The organism is Burkholderia sp. PAMC 28687 (genome assembly GCF_001577465.1).
In the GTDB taxonomy this organism is placed as follows: domain Bacteria; phylum Pseudomonadota; class Gammaproteobacteria; order Burkholderiales; family Burkholderiaceae; genus Caballeronia.
This window is the reverse complement of the sequence record NZ_CP014505.1, coordinates 1,130,661-1,146,634: the sequence shown is the minus strand read 5'-3', so window position 1 is coordinate 1,146,634 and position 15,974 is coordinate 1,130,661. Positions and strand designations below refer to the sequence as shown.

At 61.3% G+C, this 15,974-nt stretch carries 13 protein-coding genes; 6 read left to right on the top strand and 7 right to left on the bottom strand.

All coding sequences use genetic code 11. The features are described 5' to 3' along the window. Positions 1-55: 55 nt before the first annotated feature. The 7 genes from kdsA to AX768_RS05210 all read right to left on the bottom strand — a co-directional run bounded on the left by kdsA (position 56) and on the right by AX768_RS05210 (position 8,990). Positions 56-910 (bottom strand): 3-deoxy-8-phosphooctulonate synthase, encoded by an 855-nt coding sequence (gene kdsA, locus AX768_RS05240; protein ID WP_061999070.1) that lies wholly within the window; start codon positions 908-910, stop codon positions 56-58. Continuing rightward, positions 907-2,622 carry a CTP synthase gene (locus tag AX768_RS05235; protein ID WP_061999069.1) on the bottom strand — a complete coding sequence of 572 codons (1,716 nt, stop codon included), beginning with the start codon at positions 2,620-2,622 and terminating at the stop codon, positions 907-909. The genes kdsA and AX768_RS05235 overlap by 4 nt, the downstream gene beginning before the upstream one ends. 102 nt (positions 2,623-2,724) lie before the next feature. Further along, on the bottom strand, positions 2,725-3,552 hold the full coding sequence (locus AX768_RS05230) for an alpha/beta fold hydrolase (RefSeq protein ID WP_061999068.1): 828 nt from the start codon (positions 3,550-3,552) through the stop codon (positions 2,725-2,727). A 33-nt stretch (positions 3,553-3,585) separates the two neighbouring features. Then, on the bottom strand, positions 3,586-6,132 hold the full coding sequence (locus tag AX768_RS05225) for a DNA internalization-related competence protein ComEC/Rec2 (RefSeq protein WP_061999067.1): 2,547 nt from the start codon (positions 6,130-6,132) through the stop codon (positions 3,586-3,588). 93 nt (positions 6,133-6,225) lie between these two features. Further along, positions 6,226-7,014: a TatD family hydrolase gene (locus AX768_RS05220; protein ID WP_061999066.1), complete on the bottom strand. Its 789-nt coding sequence runs from the start codon at positions 7,012-7,014 to the stop codon at positions 6,226-6,228. Between the two features lie 22 nt (positions 7,015-7,036). Further along, on the bottom strand, positions 7,037-7,744 hold the full coding sequence (gene lolD / locus AX768_RS05215; RefSeq protein ID WP_061999065.1) for a lipoprotein-releasing ABC transporter ATP-binding protein LolD: 708 nt from the start codon (positions 7,742-7,744) through the stop codon (positions 7,037-7,039). Then, complete coding sequence (locus AX768_RS05210) at positions 7,737-8,990, bottom strand: lipoprotein-releasing ABC transporter permease subunit (RefSeq protein WP_061999064.1); 1,254 nt, start codon at positions 8,988-8,990, stop codon at positions 7,737-7,739. Before AX768_RS05210 ends, lolD begins: the two co-directional genes overlap by 8 nt. A 389-nt stretch (positions 8,991-9,379) precedes the next feature. On the opposite strand from AX768_RS05210, the gene AX768_RS05205 reads away from it, so the two are divergent. The 6 genes from AX768_RS05205 to lysS all read left to right on the top strand — a co-directional run bounded on the left by AX768_RS05205 (position 9,380) and on the right by lysS (position 15,732). Beyond that, positions 9,380-9,667, top strand: coding sequence for a type II toxin-antitoxin system RelE/ParE family toxin (locus AX768_RS05205; RefSeq protein WP_075360460.1), 288 nt, complete (start codon positions 9,380-9,382; stop codon positions 9,665-9,667). A gap of 15 nt (positions 9,668-9,682) precedes the next feature. Continuing rightward, positions 9,683-9,985, top strand: coding sequence for a HigA family addiction module antitoxin (locus AX768_RS05200; protein WP_061999063.1), 303 nt, complete (start codon positions 9,683-9,685; stop codon positions 9,983-9,985). 44 nt (positions 9,986-10,029) lie between these two features. Beyond that, the gene (locus tag AX768_RS05195) at positions 10,030-11,151 is read left to right on the top strand and encodes a hypothetical protein (RefSeq protein WP_061999062.1); all 1,122 of its coding nucleotides are present in this window, start codon (positions 10,030-10,032) and stop codon (positions 11,149-11,151) included. Positions 11,152-11,163: 12 nt separating this feature from the next. Further along, positions 11,164-12,870, top strand: coding sequence for a single-stranded-DNA-specific exonuclease RecJ (gene recJ, locus AX768_RS05190; protein WP_061999061.1), 1,707 nt, complete (start codon positions 11,164-11,166; stop codon positions 12,868-12,870). Between the two features lie 91 nt (positions 12,871-12,961). Next, positions 12,962-14,066, top strand: a protein-coding gene (prfB, locus tag AX768_RS05185; RefSeq protein WP_119024634.1) for a peptide chain release factor 2 whose coding sequence is annotated in 2 segments (ribosomal slippage) — positions 12,962-13,042 and positions 13,044-14,066 — 1,104 coding nt in all. Because the reading frame shifts where the segments join, the coding sequence is not laid out codon by codon here. 139 nt (positions 14,067-14,205) lie between these two features. Further along, a complete protein-coding gene (gene lysS / locus AX768_RS05180; RefSeq protein WP_062000797.1) occupies positions 14,206-15,732 on the top strand; it encodes a lysine--tRNA ligase in 1,527 nt (508 codons plus the stop codon). Positions 15,733-15,974 lie beyond the last annotated feature (242 nt).

Sequence of the window (15,974 nt, the reverse complement as noted above, 5' to 3'; positions counted from 1 at the left end):
TCGGGCGCCGTGTCCGTAAAATTGCGTCACGAAACGCGGTGCCCTTGATTTGTTTTTAGCTGAAATCGTTCTCGAGGAACGGTCCGCTTTTCACGGCCCGGTCGAGCGCAACGAGCGTTTCCAGCAGGGCTTCCATTCTGTGCAGCGGCACGGCGTTCGGACCGTCGGACTTTGCGTTCGCCGGGTCCGGATGGGTTTCCATGAAAAGGCCGGAAACGCCCGTGGCGACCGCGGCTCGCGCCAGCACCGGCACGAATTCGCGTTGACCGCCGGAACTCGTGCCTTGGCCGCCCGGCAACTGCACCGAATGCGTGGCGTCGAAAACGATGGGCGCATTGGTTTCCCGCATGATCGCGAGCGACCGCATATCGGAAACCAGGTTGTTATAACCAAACGACACACCCCGTTCGCAGGCCATGAAACGGTCGTCGGACAGGCCTGCTTCGCGTGCGGCGTCGCGGGCTTTGTCGATGACGTTCTTCATGTCGTGCGGCGCGAGAAACTGGCCCTTCTTGATGTTGACCGGCTTGCCCGAACGCGCGCATGCGTGAATGAAGTCAGTCTGGCGGCACAGAAACGCGGGCGTTTGCAACACGTCGACCACCGATGCCACCGCTTCGATCTCGTGTTCCGAGTGAACGTCGGTGAGAATGGGCAGCCCGAGTTGCTTCTTCACTTCGCCGAGGATCCGCAGGCCTTCGTCCATGCCCAAACCGCGAAACGACTTGCCTGAGCTGCGGTTGGCTTTGTCATACGACGACTTGTAGATGAACGGCACGCCGACCTTGGCGCAGATTTCCTTCAAGCGGCCGGCGACGTCGATCGTCATCTGCTCCGATTCGACCACGCAGGTGCCCGCAATCAGGAAGAACGGCTGGTCGAGACCGACCTCGAAATCACACAGCTTCATGCTTGCGCTCCGACAGAAACCGCAACGGCCGGCGCCGGGTCAGAAGCCCCGGTGTGACCCGCAGCGTCAAGCGCCTGGTGATGCGCGCGCGCCGCTTCGACGAACTCCTTGAAAAGCGGATGACCATCGCGTGGCGACGACGTGAACTCCGGGTGGAACTGCACGCCGACAAACCACGGGTGCATCGATTCCGGCAGTTCCATCATTTCCGGCAGGTCTTCGCTCGGCGTGCGCGCGCTGATCACGAGGCCACCTGCCTCGAGTTGCGGCACGAACCGGTTGTTCACTTCGTAGCGGTGACGATGACGCTCGTTCACATCCGTTCCGTAAATACGAGCCGCCATGGTGCCCGGCTTGATCGGACATTTTTGTGAACCCAGGCGCATGGTGCCGCCAAGATCCGACTCTTCCGTACGCTTTTCAACACGACCGGCGCGGTCATACCATTCGGTGATGAGCGCCACGACTGGGTTTGTAGTCGATGTATCGAATTCCGTGCTGTTTGCGTCCGTGAGACCGGCCACGTCGCGTGCAAATTCGATTACAGCCAGTTGCATGCCGAGGCAGATGCCGAGATACGGCGTCTTCGATTCGCGTGCATAACGTATTGCCTTGATCTTGCCTTCGGTGCCACGCGCGCCAAAACCGCCCGGCACGAGCACTGCGTCGAGATGCTTCAATGCATCGACGCCGTCCGTGTCGATCTGCTCGGAATCGATGTACTCGATGTTCACCTTCGTCGACGTATGAATGGACGCGTGCTTCAACGCCTCGATCAACGATTTGTACGACTCGGTCAACTCCACATATTTGCCGACCATGCCGATGGTGACTTCGCTCTGCGGGTTCTCGAGCTTTTGCACGAGGCCGGCCCACATGCTGAGGTCAGCGGGTTTCGCTTCGAGCTTGAGTTCTTCGCAGATGATGTTGTCGAGACCCTGGTCGTGCAGCATCTGCGGAATCTTGTAGATGCTGTCCACGTCCCACACCGAAATGACCGCGTCTTCCGGCACATTGGAAAAGAGCGAAATCTTCTGACATTCGTCGAGGGGGATCGGACGGTCCGCGCGACACAGCAGCACGTGCGGCGAGATACCGATCTCGCGCAGCTTCTGCACGCTGTGTTGCGTAGGCTTGGTCTTGAGCTCACCTGCCGTAGCGATGTACGGCACAAGCGTCAGGTGCACGAAACACGCGCTGTTGCGCCCGAGGCGCAAGCTCATCTGGCGCGCGGCTTCGAGAAACGGCAGCGATTCGATATCACCCACCGTCCCGCCGATTTCCACGATAGCCACATCCGGCTCGCCGCACGTGGCCGCAGCCGCGCCGCGTTGCAGGAACGCCTGGATTTCGTTGGTGATATGCGGAATGACCTGAACGGTCTTGCCGAGATACTCGCCACGGCGTTCCTTGCGGATCACCGATTCGTAGATCTGGCCCGTCGTGAAGTTATTGGCCTTGCGCATCTTCGTGCTGATGAAGCGCTCGTAATGGCCGAGGTCGAGGTCCGTTTCCGCTCCGTCTTCCGTCACGAACACTTCCCCATGCTGGAACGGGCTCATCGTGCCGGGGTCGACATTGATGTAGGGATCGAGCTTGAGGAGGGTGACTTTCAGACCGCGCGATTCGAGGATCGCGGCGAGGGAAGCGGCGGCAATACCCTTGCCGAGGGAAGACACTACGCCGCCGGTGACGAATACATATTTGGTCATCGCTAGGTGCTCGCGGGAAAAACGGATTATACCCGAAAGGCGCCCCGGAACCCAGCGCCGCGGGGGCGGATTTGCAGTGCGCGGCGCATATTCATGGATGAATCAGATGTCCGCGCGGCGCAGCCCGTCAAGCGTGCGTTGTAACGCGCGGGCGGTTTCGATGGGACGCTCCATGGGGAACAAATGACTGCCTTCGATCCACTCCAGATGCTCGCCCACAATGCGCCGCGTCATATCCAGCCCGACTTGCCGCACTTCGCGCGAATGCGTCCCCGCGATAAAGCCGACCGGTACCGGCACGCCGTGCGTGACCCGCGCACCCAACGTGCGCGGCAAGGTCTTGTAGATGCGAAATTCCACCTCGCGATCAAAAGCGAGCTTGCGCAGACTGCGGGACGCCGCGGGGGCAGCCGTGTCCGGCGGAATCCCGAAGTCGATGTAATCCGACAACATCCGCTCGTCCCAGCGCGAGAACGCGCTTTTTGCATGAAAGTGGCGCCATGCTTCTTCACGGCTCGGCCAGTTCGTCCGCCGGTTTTTTGTCGCGGCGGCAGGCGACAAACGCGTGTCGAGACCGGTCCACTGGGATATCCGCAGCAAATGGCTGCGCCAGCCTGCAATGACGGGCGAATCCAGCATGACGACGCCCTTCACCCAATGCGGACGCTTGAGCGCCGCCATCAACGACAGATAACCGCCCAGTGAATGCCCGACGAGCCAGACTTTTGTATCCGGGGGACGGGTGGAATCGATGTCTTCGAGCAGTTCGTCCACGAGATGAGGCCAGTCGCGCGTGACCGGCAGGCGCGGATTGTGGCCGAAGCGCTCGACCGCGCGGATCTCGTAATCGTCGGCGAGCTCGGCGAAGATCGTCCGGTACGTCGACGCGGGAAACCCGTTCGCGTGTGAAAAATGCAGGATGTCTTTCAAGCGTCGTGTCCTCTTCTCGTGCCCTCTTCTTTCTTACCGGCCCATCCAGTAGCGTGTGTGCGTTTGCCTGAACCGTTCGATGGAAACATCCGCCGACATCTCCATGCGTGCAGCGCCATCTTCGTCACTGCGAGACAGCTCGATACGACGCAGCCGATACCGCTCGAAAACAGTTGGATTCGGGTGGTTGAATCGGTTGCGGTAGCCTACCTGAAATACGGCGACGCGCGGCTCGACGGCGTCGAGGAAAGGCTCGGTAGACGACGTCTTGCTGCCGTGGTGCGGCACGACCAGCACATCCGCCTGAAGCAACGTGCCATCTTGTGTCAGTAACTGGCGCTCGACGTCCGCTTCGATATCCGCCGCGAGGAGCGCCGAGCGCCCGGCCGCGCTCGTTATTTTCAGCACGCACGAGGTCGCGTTCGGCTGCGCCGCAAGCGGACCGGCCATTGGCCACAACACGTCGAACTTCACGCCGTCCCACTGCCATTGCTGACCTGCGATGCATCGCAGGGAGTCGCTGCCCTCTTCCCGGGCGATCCGCCACAAAGCTTCGTGCGGCCGCATCGACGCCACGAACTGGCGCACCCGGATGCTTTCGAACACGGCGGGCGCACCGCCGGAATGATCGGAATCCGAGTGGCTGACCATGAGGGTATCGAGTGTGGAAAGGCCGTGCGCAAAGAGATATGGCACGACGAGCCGCTCGCCGGCGCGCGTGGATTCCGGGCCCGGGCCGGCATCGAAGAGCAAGGAATGACGCGCGGTTTCTATGACAATCGACGAACCCTGTCCGATATCCAGCGCCGTCACGCGGAACGTGCCGGTCGCAGGCGCATGCGATGGAGGAAAAACCAGCGGCAGCCACGTGAGCGGCGCGGCGAAGCGCAATGGCCAGCCGCGCGGCGCCAGCGCCCAGATCACGCCGAAGGCAGCGGCGGTCATCGCAAAGGTGTCCGGTTGCGGCAGACGCCACAGCGTCCACGCGGAGCCGGACAGATGCGCAAGCACGTCGCACATGATCGTCAACAGGCCATGGGCGGCGCGGTAGGCGAATTCGTCCAATGGTGCGGGCAGCAAGACGGCCACCAGAACCGTTGGCGTGACCAGAAGACTGACCCACGGAATCGCGAACGCGTTGGCGAGCGGTCCGAGCAGCGGGATCTGGAAAAACCAATAGGCGGTGAGCGGCGCAAGCCCGATGGTGATGGCGTACTGCACTCGTGCACTTGCAGCGATCCGGCGGCCGATGTCTCGTGCCATACGTCTGAGCCGCACACTCGAGCGAATGCTGGAGCGACGAAGCGCATCCGCGATCCGGTCACGCATGAGCCGGCGTGCGCGCGGCTGATCGTGGGGAATATCAGGGATCAGGTCTTCGTCGCGATCTGGCTCAGCCTCGTCCGCGATGCCGACCGATGCCCTTCTTCCCCGCGATGCAATCGCGAACAGGATCGCAGCCACGGCGCAAAACGACAGCCAGAATTCCGCGGCCGTGACCGCCCACGGATCAAGCAGCAGCACGAGCGCAAGCGCCCACGTCAGCACCAGCGACGAAGCCGGCCTGCGCCCGCTCAGAACGGCAAGCGCAACGAAGCACAACATCCACATCGATCGTTGCGCCGGTACGTTGAAACCGGCCAGCGCGGCACAGAACGCTGCGAACGCGGCCGCCGTCGCCGCCGACGCCTTCTGCGCCGATACGATCAACGGCAACGGCATGCCGCGCCATCGCAGGCGTCGCCAGAACCATCCGCCGATCAACGCGGCGAGCCCCGCGACAAACCCGATGTGCAGCCCCGAGATCGCGACCAGATGACTCGTGCCGGTTGCGCGCAGCAAGGCCCAGTCGGCGTCACTGACCACGTCCTGCGCGCCGACCGCGAGCGCGACCTCGATTCCCCGGTGCGGCGAGCCATCGAGTGCGCTCAACACCCTTGCGCGCAACCGGGCGCGCCAGTGATCGATCATCAGCGTAAAACCGCGGGCATCGGAGGGCATTCGGCGCGCGGACTCCGGCATCGATACATACCCTGTCGCGCGAATGTTGCGGGCGAGCAGCGCCGCTTCGGCATCGCGCCCTCGAAAATTCGCGTTTCCGTGCGGACGTTTCAACCGCGTGACGAACGTCCAGCGCTGCCCGGCCCAAAGCGGCGGAGGCGGCGAGGCGGCAGGCCTGCGTTTCGATGCATCCACCGCCATCCACGACAACTGCACGATGCGCGGAAACTTAGGTATCCGTGCTTCGTTCGATTCCACTTCGAACAGGAAACGCGTGCCGTCCTCGCCTTGCATTGGCAGACCGCGCACAAAGCCCGTCAGCTCGATATTGCGGTTCTCGAATGCTGCGGGCAATACGAATTGCAAACGACCTTCGGCGCGCGATGCGGCGTAGCTAAAACCGACGATAAACGCGGCGGAGATCAAGCACGCGTAACGCCAACGCGGCAAATAAACTGAGAGCGTACAAGCGCACGCAACCGCGCATGCAGCGGCGCAAATAACCCACACGCCGGGCAGCGCAGCCTGCCGCTGCAGCCACACGATCCCGAGAGCAAACCCGATCAACATTCCCCGCACGCCCGCTCCTCAAAACCTTGACGCGAGCGCAAACGCATCGGCGAGAAAGCGTTTCTCTACGACGCGTGCAATCGAACAAGTCAGAAGAACTGATTATGCGGAGATAAGTGCAAGCCGCGGCAGTGCCAATTGCGCGTTAGCCGTTGTGCCTATGGAAAGCGTCTCTTCGCTGATACCGCGCAATTCAGCCAGCACCCGCGCAATGCCCGCCACCTGATCCGGCGCATTCCGATGTTTGTATAACCAGGAGGGCGCAATATCCGGCGCATCGGTTTCGAGCACGATTGCATCGAGCGGTAGGTCAGCCGCAAGGCGCCGGATCTGCCGTGCGCGCTCAAACGTGAGATTGCCGCCGAAACCAAGCCGCATGCCATGCGCAATGAACGCTTCGGCCTGTTGAAAACTGCCGTTGAACGCGTGCGCGATACCCACTTTCACGCCGTGCACACGCAAGCCTTTGAGCACTTTGTCCTGCGATTTACGCACATGACAAATGACCGGCAGATCGAAGTCACGTGCAATCTTGAGCTGCTCGTAATAGAAGAAGGTCTGGCGAGCGTCATCGAGGCCAGGCACGAAATAATCCAGCCCGATCTCGCCAATACCCACAAACCGAGGATCATCCATGCTCGCCGCGATATGCTCGCGCAACACGCGTAGATCGTCGTCCTGTGCACGCGGAGTAAAGAGCGGGTGGATGCCGAGTGCATAAGCGCCGCCCTCGATCCGATGCGCAAGCTCGCGCACCGTACTGAAGTTCTGGCGCTCGACGCCCGGGATCACGATTCGCCCGACGCCCGCTTTCAGCGCCGATGCCGCGACGTCTTCGCGGTCGGCATCGAATTCGGAAGCATCGAGATGGCAGTGCGTATCGATCCACATGATCGCTCCGTGATTCCCGCAACTAGACAGGTACGACCGGCTCCTCGAACAGCACGCCATCGCGCAGGCGCATGATGCGGTCGCAGCGCGCGGCCAGATCAGGATCGTGCGTGACGATCACGAAGCTCGTTTCAAGCGTCTGCGACAACTCCAGCATCAGGTTGAACACGGTGTCCGCCGTGCCGCCGTCGAGGTTGCCGGTAGGTTCGTCGGCGAGTACGCAGGCCGGATGGGTGACCAATGCCCGCGCGATGGCCACACGCTGGCGCTCGCCGCCCGACAACTCGCCGGGCCGATGTTTCGCCCGATGCCCGATACCCACGCGCTCGAGCATGTCCATGGCCTGCTTGCGGGCATCGACTTCGGTCATGCGGCGAATGCGCAGCGGCATCGCGACGTTATCGAGCGCGCTGAATTCAGCGAGCAGATGATGAAACTGGTACACGAATCCAAGCGCCTTGTTGCGCAGTTCGTTGCGCTCGCGTTCGCGCAACGCGGTGAACGGCTTGCCCAAAAGCGAAACCTTGCCGGCGCTGGGTTCATCGAGCCCGCCGAGCACGTGCAACAACGTGCTTTTGCCGGAACCCGACGCGCCGACGATCGCAAGCTTTTCGCCGCGATGCACCTGCAATTCAGCATTGTCCAGCACTTGCACGTTGAAGCCGCCCTGCACGAACGTCTTCGAAATGGCCGATGCTTCCAGCACGATGTTGTTCGACACCTCACTCATACCGCAATGCCTCCGCCGGACGGACCTTCGCGCCGCGCCAGCTCGGATAGAGCGTGGCGAGCGATGACAAGACAAACGCGATCAGCCCGATCCGGATCACGTCGGCGGGGACGAGTTCGGACGGCAGTTCGCTGATGAAATACACCGACGGCGGCAGGAACTGCACGCCGAACAGATGTTCGATACCCGGCACGAGCCACGGGATGCTCCAGGCGATCAGGCATCCGAGCGTCACGCCGATTGCCGTGCCGATAAACCCGATCGTCACGCCCTGAATCACGAAGATCTTCATGATCGACCCGGGCTGCGCGCCAAGCGTGCGAAGAATCGCGATGTCCGCTTGCTTATCGGTCACGGTCATCACCAGCGACGAAACCAGGTTGAACGCCGCGACCGCAATGATGAGCGTCAGGATGATGAACATCATGCGTTTTTCGATTTGCACGGCCGAGAACCACGTCTTGTTCTGCTGCGTCCAGTCGCGAATGTAAAGGTCGCCGGAGAGCGTGCGCGAAAGCTGCCGCGCGACTTCCGGCGCGCGTTGCATGTCCTTCAGTTTCAGCCGCACGCCCGTGGGCGCCGGCAGGCGAAAGAGCGCCTGGGCATCGGAGATGGAAATCAGTGCGAGCGTGGAATCGTACTCGTAGTGCCCGGATTCGAATACGCCGACGACCGTGAACTGCTTGAGCCGCGGCAGCATGCCCGCTGGCGTGATCGTGCCTTCCGGGGCCACCAGCGTGATCTTGTCACCTGTTCCTACGCCGAGATTGCTCGCCAGGTCGCGTCCGAGCACGATGCCGAACCCGCCCGGCACGAGATCCGTGAGCTTGCCGCCCTTCATTTCCTTGCCGATATCGGACACTTGCGGCTCGAGCGTCGGCTCGACGCCGCGCAACGCCACGCCGCTGACAGCACCTTGCCGCGTGAGCAGCGCCTGCGCGTCGACATAAGGCGCCGCGCCGATCACTTCCGGATTCTTGCGCGCTTCCTGAGCGGTCAGTTGCCAGTTGGGCATGGACCCCGTCGGCGAAAAGATTTCGACGTGCGCGAGCACCGACAACATGCGATCGCGAACCTCTTTCTGAAAGCCGTTCATTACCGAAAGCACCACGATCAGCGCGGCCACGCCGAGCGCGATGCCGGCCATGGATACCAGCGCAATGAACGAGATGAAACCGTTGCCGGTGGTGCGTTTGCCGGCGCGGGTGTAGCGCCAGCCGATCTGCCATTCATAGGGAAGTTTCAAGCGATTCCTTTCAGCGTCTAACGTTCTTCGATCCGACCATCGCGCATTCGGTGCACGGATGGACGTTCCGTGCGACTTGCGCCGTTTTTATCACCCGATCCGTCGATCAGGCGCGAACTGGACGCGCCGTTGCGCATCCGATCAAGCGCGAAGTTTGCCACACAATGCTTAAGCCCCCCTTTAGACCGAGGGACGCAATGCGGCGGAAAACGCACGCGAAACGCGTGCAAAACCCTTGACACTGGCCATTCGGCCAATTTCGGGAAGCGAGACGTCAGTCCATACTCGATCAGCTCGCCAGCCGCACGAACCCTTCCAAAAAGACTTGGCGATGCCCGCCGCGACGGCCTTCAATTTAACCCTTTACGTATTACGCAAAACGTAATACGATGACCATAATGATTCAAACGTTCCGATGCAAGGACACCCAGGCACTTTACGAAGGTGAAACGCCGAAGCGGTTCGCAGCAATTGCAGATGTCGCGACCAGAAGGCTTTCGGCGCTGGATGCTTCGCACGAGTTGCGCGACCTGAAATCACCGCCCGGCAACCGTCTCGAACGGCTGTCGGGCGACCGGCGGGGCCAGCTCAGCATTCGGATCAACAGCCAGTGGCGCGTTTGTTTCAAATGGACGACGAAGGGTCCTGTCGACGTCGAGATCATTGACTATCACTAAGCGGGTTGATTCAACATGTCGAAGAACGGAATGCGCGCAGTTCATCCCGGAGAAATTCTCCGGGAAGACTATCTGGTTCCGCTGGAGTTGAGCGTCAACGCGCTGGCGCTGGCGCTCAACGTGCCGGCCACGCGGCTGCACGAGATCGTGAAGGAACGGCGCGGCATCACGGCGGATACGGCTTATCGCCTCGCGCGCTACTTCGACACCACGCCTGAATTCTGGTTGAATCTGCAGGCCATGTACGACCTCAAGACACTGCCCACACGCAGTGAAATCGATCGAAAAGTCGAACCGCGCGAGCCTACCCGCGCTTAAAACGCGCAATCAGCCAGCAGAAGCGCCGGGCCCTTTGCCATACAATGCCCAGCATCATGCCCACGCCCAAGCTCCACGATCTCCATCTTCTTCTTCCGTTCGCGCTGCCGTCCGCCGCCGACGCGGCAACTGCGCTTCACACCCTCGCGCGTCCAGCGCTTGATCGGCTGCTTGCCCGCGCAACGGTCGACGAACGCGTGATCGGCGAGGATTTTCAGCGCACCTTGCCGCACGAACGCTGGATTGCGCGGCAATTCGGCGTGGTGAATGACTCATCGAATACGTCATCAAGGCAGGCCGCCGACGAAGCACCGCTCGCGCCCTACATGCTGCTCGCCGACGGCGGTTCTCCGGCCGATGCCACATGGGCTTGCATCGAGCCGGTTCACGTTCGTATTGCGCGTGACCACCTGGTCCTGATCGATCCGGCGACGCTCGGCGTGGAGAACGAGGAAGCACGAACGCTGTTCGATGTCGTCAAGCCACTAATAGAAGACCTTGGCCTGACGATCCAGGCGCCGCAACCGGTGCGCTGGTACGTCACGGGCGAAAGCCTCGGCACGCTAGCCGGGGCGTCGCCGTTGCGGGCGAGCGGGCGCAACATCGAGATCTGGCTGCCGCACGAAGCCGGCACGGGCGAGCGCTCGCGGGCATGGATGAAGTTGCAGAATGAAGTGCAGATGGCGTGGTTCGAGCATCCGCTCAACGAAGCGCGCGAGATGCGCGGCCTGCCCGCGATCAACTCGATCTGGTTGCACGCACAAGGCGCGATTCGCAGCGCGACAAGTCCGTTCGCGCGGGTCATGTCGAGTGCGGCAGCCACACGCGGCTTGGCACTCGCCGCCGATATCGTTCCGGAAGCGCCGCCGGCATCGTTCGCGGCGCTTGCCGCAGATCAAAACCAGAACAATGGCCGCACGCTGGTAGAACTCGATCCGTTCTCGGCGCCGTTTATAGAACAGGACTGGGCGCGGTGGAATGAAGCGCTCGGTGTTCTCGAGCGCGACTGGTTCGCGCCTGCGCTCAGCGCGCTCGAAAATGACTCGCTCGGCACGTTGCGCCTTACGTTGTGCAGCGATACCGGCTCCGTATCGCTGAGCGTTACACGCGGTGCGTTGCGCAAATTCTGGCGGCGACGTCCGATTGCCGCGTTGTTCATCGAATAGAAACTGGAACGAATGACCCGAATCGTCACACGTGCCCCCTCTCCCGCCGATGCCGCCGTTCTCGTGCGTCATGGCGTTCATCCGGTTATCGCGCGGCTGTATGCATCGCGCGGTGTGTGTTCACCGGACGAAATCGAAACCGAGCTCAAGAAATTGCACGCGCCCATCGGGCTCAAGGGCTGCGATGAAGCGGCCGTTGTTCTCGCCGATGCGCTCGTAGCGAAGCGCCGCATGCTCGTCGTTGCCGACTACGATTGCGACGGCGCGACGGCCTGCGCGGTGGCCGTTCGCGGGCTTCGCATGTTCGGCGCGCAGATCGATTATCTGGTGCCGAATCGTTTTGAATACGGTTACGGGTTGACGCCTGAAATCGTGGCGTTGGCGGCGGGTCGCGCGGGAGGCAAGCCGGATTTGCTGATCACGGTCGATAACGGCATCGCGAGCGTGGATGGCGTGGAAGCGGCGAACGCGTTGGGTATCGATGTGCTCGTGACCGACCACCACCTGCCGGGCGACGATCTCCCGCCGGCGCGCGCAATCGTGAATCCGAACCAGCCGGGCTGCAGCTTTCCGAGCAAATGCATTGCGGGCGTGGGCGTGATTTTCTACGTACTGCTGGCGTTGCGCGCGGAATTGCGCCGCCGCAATGCGTTCACGGACGAAGCGCCCGAACCGCGTCTGGACGGCCTGCTCGATCTCGTTGCGCTTGGAACCGTCGCCGACGTGGTGAAGCTCGATCCGAACAACCGCATCCTGGTGGCGCAAGGTCTGAAGCGGATTCGCGCGGGACGCATGCAGCCGGGTATCGCGGCGCTGTTTCGCGCAGCGGCGCGCGATGCGCGCGTTGCATCCGGCTTCGATCTCGGCTTTGCGCTCGGCCCTCGCCTGAACGCGGCGGGACGCTTGTCGGATATGTCGCTCGGCATTGAATGCCTGATCACCGACGACATCGGCCGCGCGTGGGAACTCGCGCAGCAACTCGACGGCATCAACCGCGAACGGCGCGAAATCGAAGCCGGGATGCAGGAACAGGCGCTCGAGGAACTGGCGAGCATCGATCCGGCCGATTCCGCCACCCTGACGCTGTTCAATCCCACCTGGCACCAGGGTGTGATCGGGATTGTCGCCGGGCGTTTGAAGGAGAGATTTCATCGTCCGTCGTTCACATTTGCGCACGCGGATGACAGCGGGGTTTTATCGAAGGGATCGGGACGCTCGATTGCCGGCTTCCATTTGCGCGACGCCGTGGACCTGATTTCCAAGCGCGAGCCCGGAATGATCGTGAAATTCGGCGGACACGCGATGGCCGCTGGCATGACCATCGTCACCGCGGACATTCCCCGCTTCACCGCCGCGTTCGAAGCGGTCGGGCGCGAATGGCTGACAACCGACGCCTTATCGCGGGTGGTTGAAACCGACGGCGAACTCGAAGACGCTTATTTCACGCCGCAATTCGTCGAACTGATCGATAACGCCGTCTGGGGCCAGGGCTTCCCCGCGCCGGTTTTCTCTGGCGAATTCGAAGTGGCTTCGCAGGCGCTTGTGAAGGACAAACACCTGAAACTGCAACTGCGGCGCGGCCAGCAGCGCTTCAATGCGATCTGGTTCAATCATACGGACACGTTGCCGAATCGCACGGTGGTGGCGTACCGGCTGGTTTCAGATACATGGAATGGTGTGGCGCGTGTGCAGATGATCGTCGAGCACGCGCTCGCGTGAAACGCGGGGTCCCGATCGTCCGCGCCCGCCCAGCGCAGGTTGCGGCTAAGTTATAATTTCCCTCTTAGCCAAAAAACCTGAAAACGATCACATGGAAGCGGAACGTCTAAACGCAATCGAGAATCTCCTCGCCGACCTGCGCCATCGCGCCGGCGAGCTCCGGGGGTATCTTTGACTACGACGCCAAGGCTCTTCGCCTCGACGAGGTCAACCGGGTACTAGAAGACCCGAACGTCTGGAACGACTCGAAAAACGCCCAGGCGCTGGGCCGCGAGAAAAAGCTGCTCGACGGCGTCGTCACCACGATCACGGACCTCGATAACGACCTGCGCGACACGCAGGATCTGTTCGACATGGCCCGCGAGGAAGCCGACGAAGACACACTCGTCTCGTGCGAGACAGACGCGGCAGCGCTTCAAAAACGCGTCGAAGACATGGAATTCCGCCGGATGTTCTCGAACCCGGCCGACCCGAACAACTGCTTTATCGATATCCAGGCAGGCGCCGGCGGCACCGAAGCGTGCGACTGGGCAGCCATGCTGATGCGCCAGTACCTGCGCTACTGCGAGCGTAAGGGCTTCAAGACCGAAGTGCTGGAAGAATCCGACGGCGACGTTGCCGGGATCAAGAGCGCGACCATCAAGGTGGAAGGCGAATACGCATACGGATTCCTGCGCACGGAAACGGGCGTGCACCGGCTCGTGCGCAAGTCGCCCTTCGACTCGTCGGGCGGGCGCCATACGTCGTTTTCATCGATCTTCGTGTACCCGGAAGTCGACGACTCCATCGAAATCGATATCAATCCGGCGGACATTCGCACCGACACGTACCGCGCGTCGGGCGCGGGCGGCCAGCACATCAACAAGACAGATTCCGCTGTGCGTCTCACGCACGGACCGACGGGGATCGTCGTGCAGTGCCAGAACGACCGCTCGCAGCACCGCAACCGCGCCGAAGCCATGATGATGCTGAAGGCAAAGCTGTACGAGTTCGAAATGCGCAAGCGCCAGGTCGAGAAAGACAACCTGGAAAACAGCAAGACCGACGTGGGCTGGGGTCACCAGATCCGCTCGTACGTGCTCGACAACAGCCGTATCAAGGACTTGCGCACGAACGTGGAAATCAGCAACACGAAATCCGTACTCGATGGCGATCTGGACGACTTCATCAGCGCCAGCCTGAAACAGGGCGTGTAACCGAAGCACGCTTTTAAGCATCTTTTGCAGCGACGTTCTGCAGCAATTCACCGCAGCATTGCGTCGCTGATATTTGCGGCCAACGACCGAATCAGGTCCCAATTCAGCCGCAGTCACCGTATTCATCGCCGAAGACATCATGACCGAACCGACTCAGCCGGGCGCCGCTCCCGAACTGGAAGAAAACCAGATCCTCGCCGAGCGTCGCGACAAACTCCGTGCGCTGCGCGAGCAAGGCATCGCGTACCCGAACGATTTTCGTCCGACGCACCAGGCCGCCGCGCTGCAAGCCGATTACGCCGATAAAGACAAGGAAGCGCTCGAAGCCGAGCCGCTGCAAGTCGCTGTCGCCGGCCGCATGATGTTGAAACGCGTGATGGGCAAGGCCAGTTTTGCGACAGTGCAGGACGGCAGCGGCCAGATCCAGTTCTTCATCACGCCCGCCGACGTCGGCCAGGACGTCTACGACGCGTTCAAGAAGTGGGACCTGGGCGACATCATCGCGTCGAAGGGCGTTTTGTTCCGCACGAACAAAGGCGAACTTTCTGTCCGATGCACCGAGCTGCGTCTGCTGACGAAGGCGTTGCGCCCTCTTCCCGACAAATTTCACGGGCTGTCCGATCAGGAAATGCGCTATCGCCAGCGATACGTCGACCTGATCGTGACGCCGGAAACGCGCCAGACGTTTATTGCGCGCACGAAGGCGTTCGCGTCGATTCGCAGCTTCATGGCGAAGGCGGATTTCATGGAAGTGGAAACGCCGATGCTGCATCCGATTCCCGGCGGCGCCGCGGCAAAGCCGTTCGTCACGCATCACAACGCGCTCGACATGCAGATGTTTTTGCGTATCGCGCCCGAGCTGTATTTGAAGCGGCTGGTGGTCGGCGGCTTTGAACGCGTGTTCGAGATCAACCGCAATTTCCGCAACGAAGGCGTGTCGCCGCGACACAACCCCGAGTTCACCATGATGGAGTTCTACGCCGCGTACACGGAATACACGTGGATCATGAACTTCACGGAAGAGCTGATCCGGCAGGCGGCCATCGATGCACGCGGTACCGCCAACATCACCTATCAGGGGCGCGAGCTGGATTTATCGAAGCCGTTCCATCGGCTGACCATTTGCGAGGCAATCCAGAAATTTGCACCGCAATACACGGACGAACAACTTGGCGATCCAGCGTTCCTGCGCCCGGAACTGAAAAAGTTTGGCGTCGATGCATCGCAGCCGCAGTTCCTGAATGCCGGCGTGGGCGCGCTGCAACTCGCGCTGTTCGAGGAAACCGCGGAATCGCAATTGTGGGAGCCGACGTTCATTGTCGACTATCCGCTGGAAGTGTCGCCGCTGGCACGGGCATCCGATACGGTTCCGGGAATCACCGAGCGCTTCGAGCTGTTCATCACGGGCCGCGAGATCGCGAACGGCTTCTCCGAGCTGAACGACCCTGAAGATCAGGCTGCACGCTTTCAAAAGCAGGTCGACCAAAAAGATGCCGGTGACGAAGAAGCCATGTTCTACGACGCCGACTACATTCGCGCGCTCGAACACGGCATGCCGCCGACGGGCGGCTGCGGGATTGGTATTGACCGGATGGTCATGCTGCTCACCGACAGCCCTAGCATCCGTGACGTAATCCTGTTCCCACATTTGCGCCGGGAAGACTGATTTCGGCAAACACGGCTGGTTTGTAAAAAAGGCGCGAAAGCGCCTTTTTACGTTCAGATGGGTCATAAAGTTTGTAACTTTAGGTAAAAGGTAATTGCTGTTGAGCGAAACCACGGACCCAGTACAGGCAAAAACCCTTATAAAACAAGCACCTGTAGCACTTATCGATCCCGGTGCGGTTCTTGCGTCAATAGATCACACCGAAACGTTACAAATTGATAAATCCGGCGGCGGATACTGCC

What these genes read in the sequence shown, in the direction of transcription:
- kdsA (WP_061999070.1), bottom strand. Translation starts at nt 910, where the DNA reads ATGAAGCTGTGTGATTTCGAGGTCGGTCTCGACCAGCCGTTCTTCCTG.
- AX768_RS05235 (WP_061999069.1), bottom strand. Translation starts at nt 2,622, where the DNA reads ATGACCAAATATGTATTCGTCACCGGCGGCGTAGTGTCTTCCCTCGGC.
- AX768_RS05220 (WP_061999066.1), bottom strand. Translation starts at nt 7,014, where the DNA reads ATGTGGATCGATACGCACTGCCATCTCGATGCTTCCGAATTCGATGCC.
- lolD (WP_061999065.1), bottom strand. Translation starts at nt 7,744, where the DNA reads ATGAGTGAGGTGTCGAACAACATCGTGCTGGAAGCATCGGCCATTTCG.
- AX768_RS05205 (WP_075360460.1), top strand. Translation starts at nt 9,380, where the DNA reads ATGACCATAATGATTCAAACGTTCCGATGCAAGGACACCCAGGCACTT.
- AX768_RS05200 (WP_061999063.1), top strand. Translation starts at nt 9,683, where the DNA reads ATGTCGAAGAACGGAATGCGCGCAGTTCATCCCGGAGAAATTCTCCGG.
- AX768_RS05195 (WP_061999062.1), top strand. Translation starts at nt 10,030, where the DNA reads ATGCCCAGCATCATGCCCACGCCCAAGCTCCACGATCTCCATCTTCTT.
- recJ (WP_061999061.1), top strand. Translation starts at nt 11,164, where the DNA reads ATGACCCGAATCGTCACACGTGCCCCCTCTCCCGCCGATGCCGCCGTT.
- lysS (WP_062000797.1), top strand. Translation starts at nt 14,206, where the DNA reads ATGACCGAACCGACTCAGCCGGGCGCCGCTCCCGAACTGGAAGAAAAC.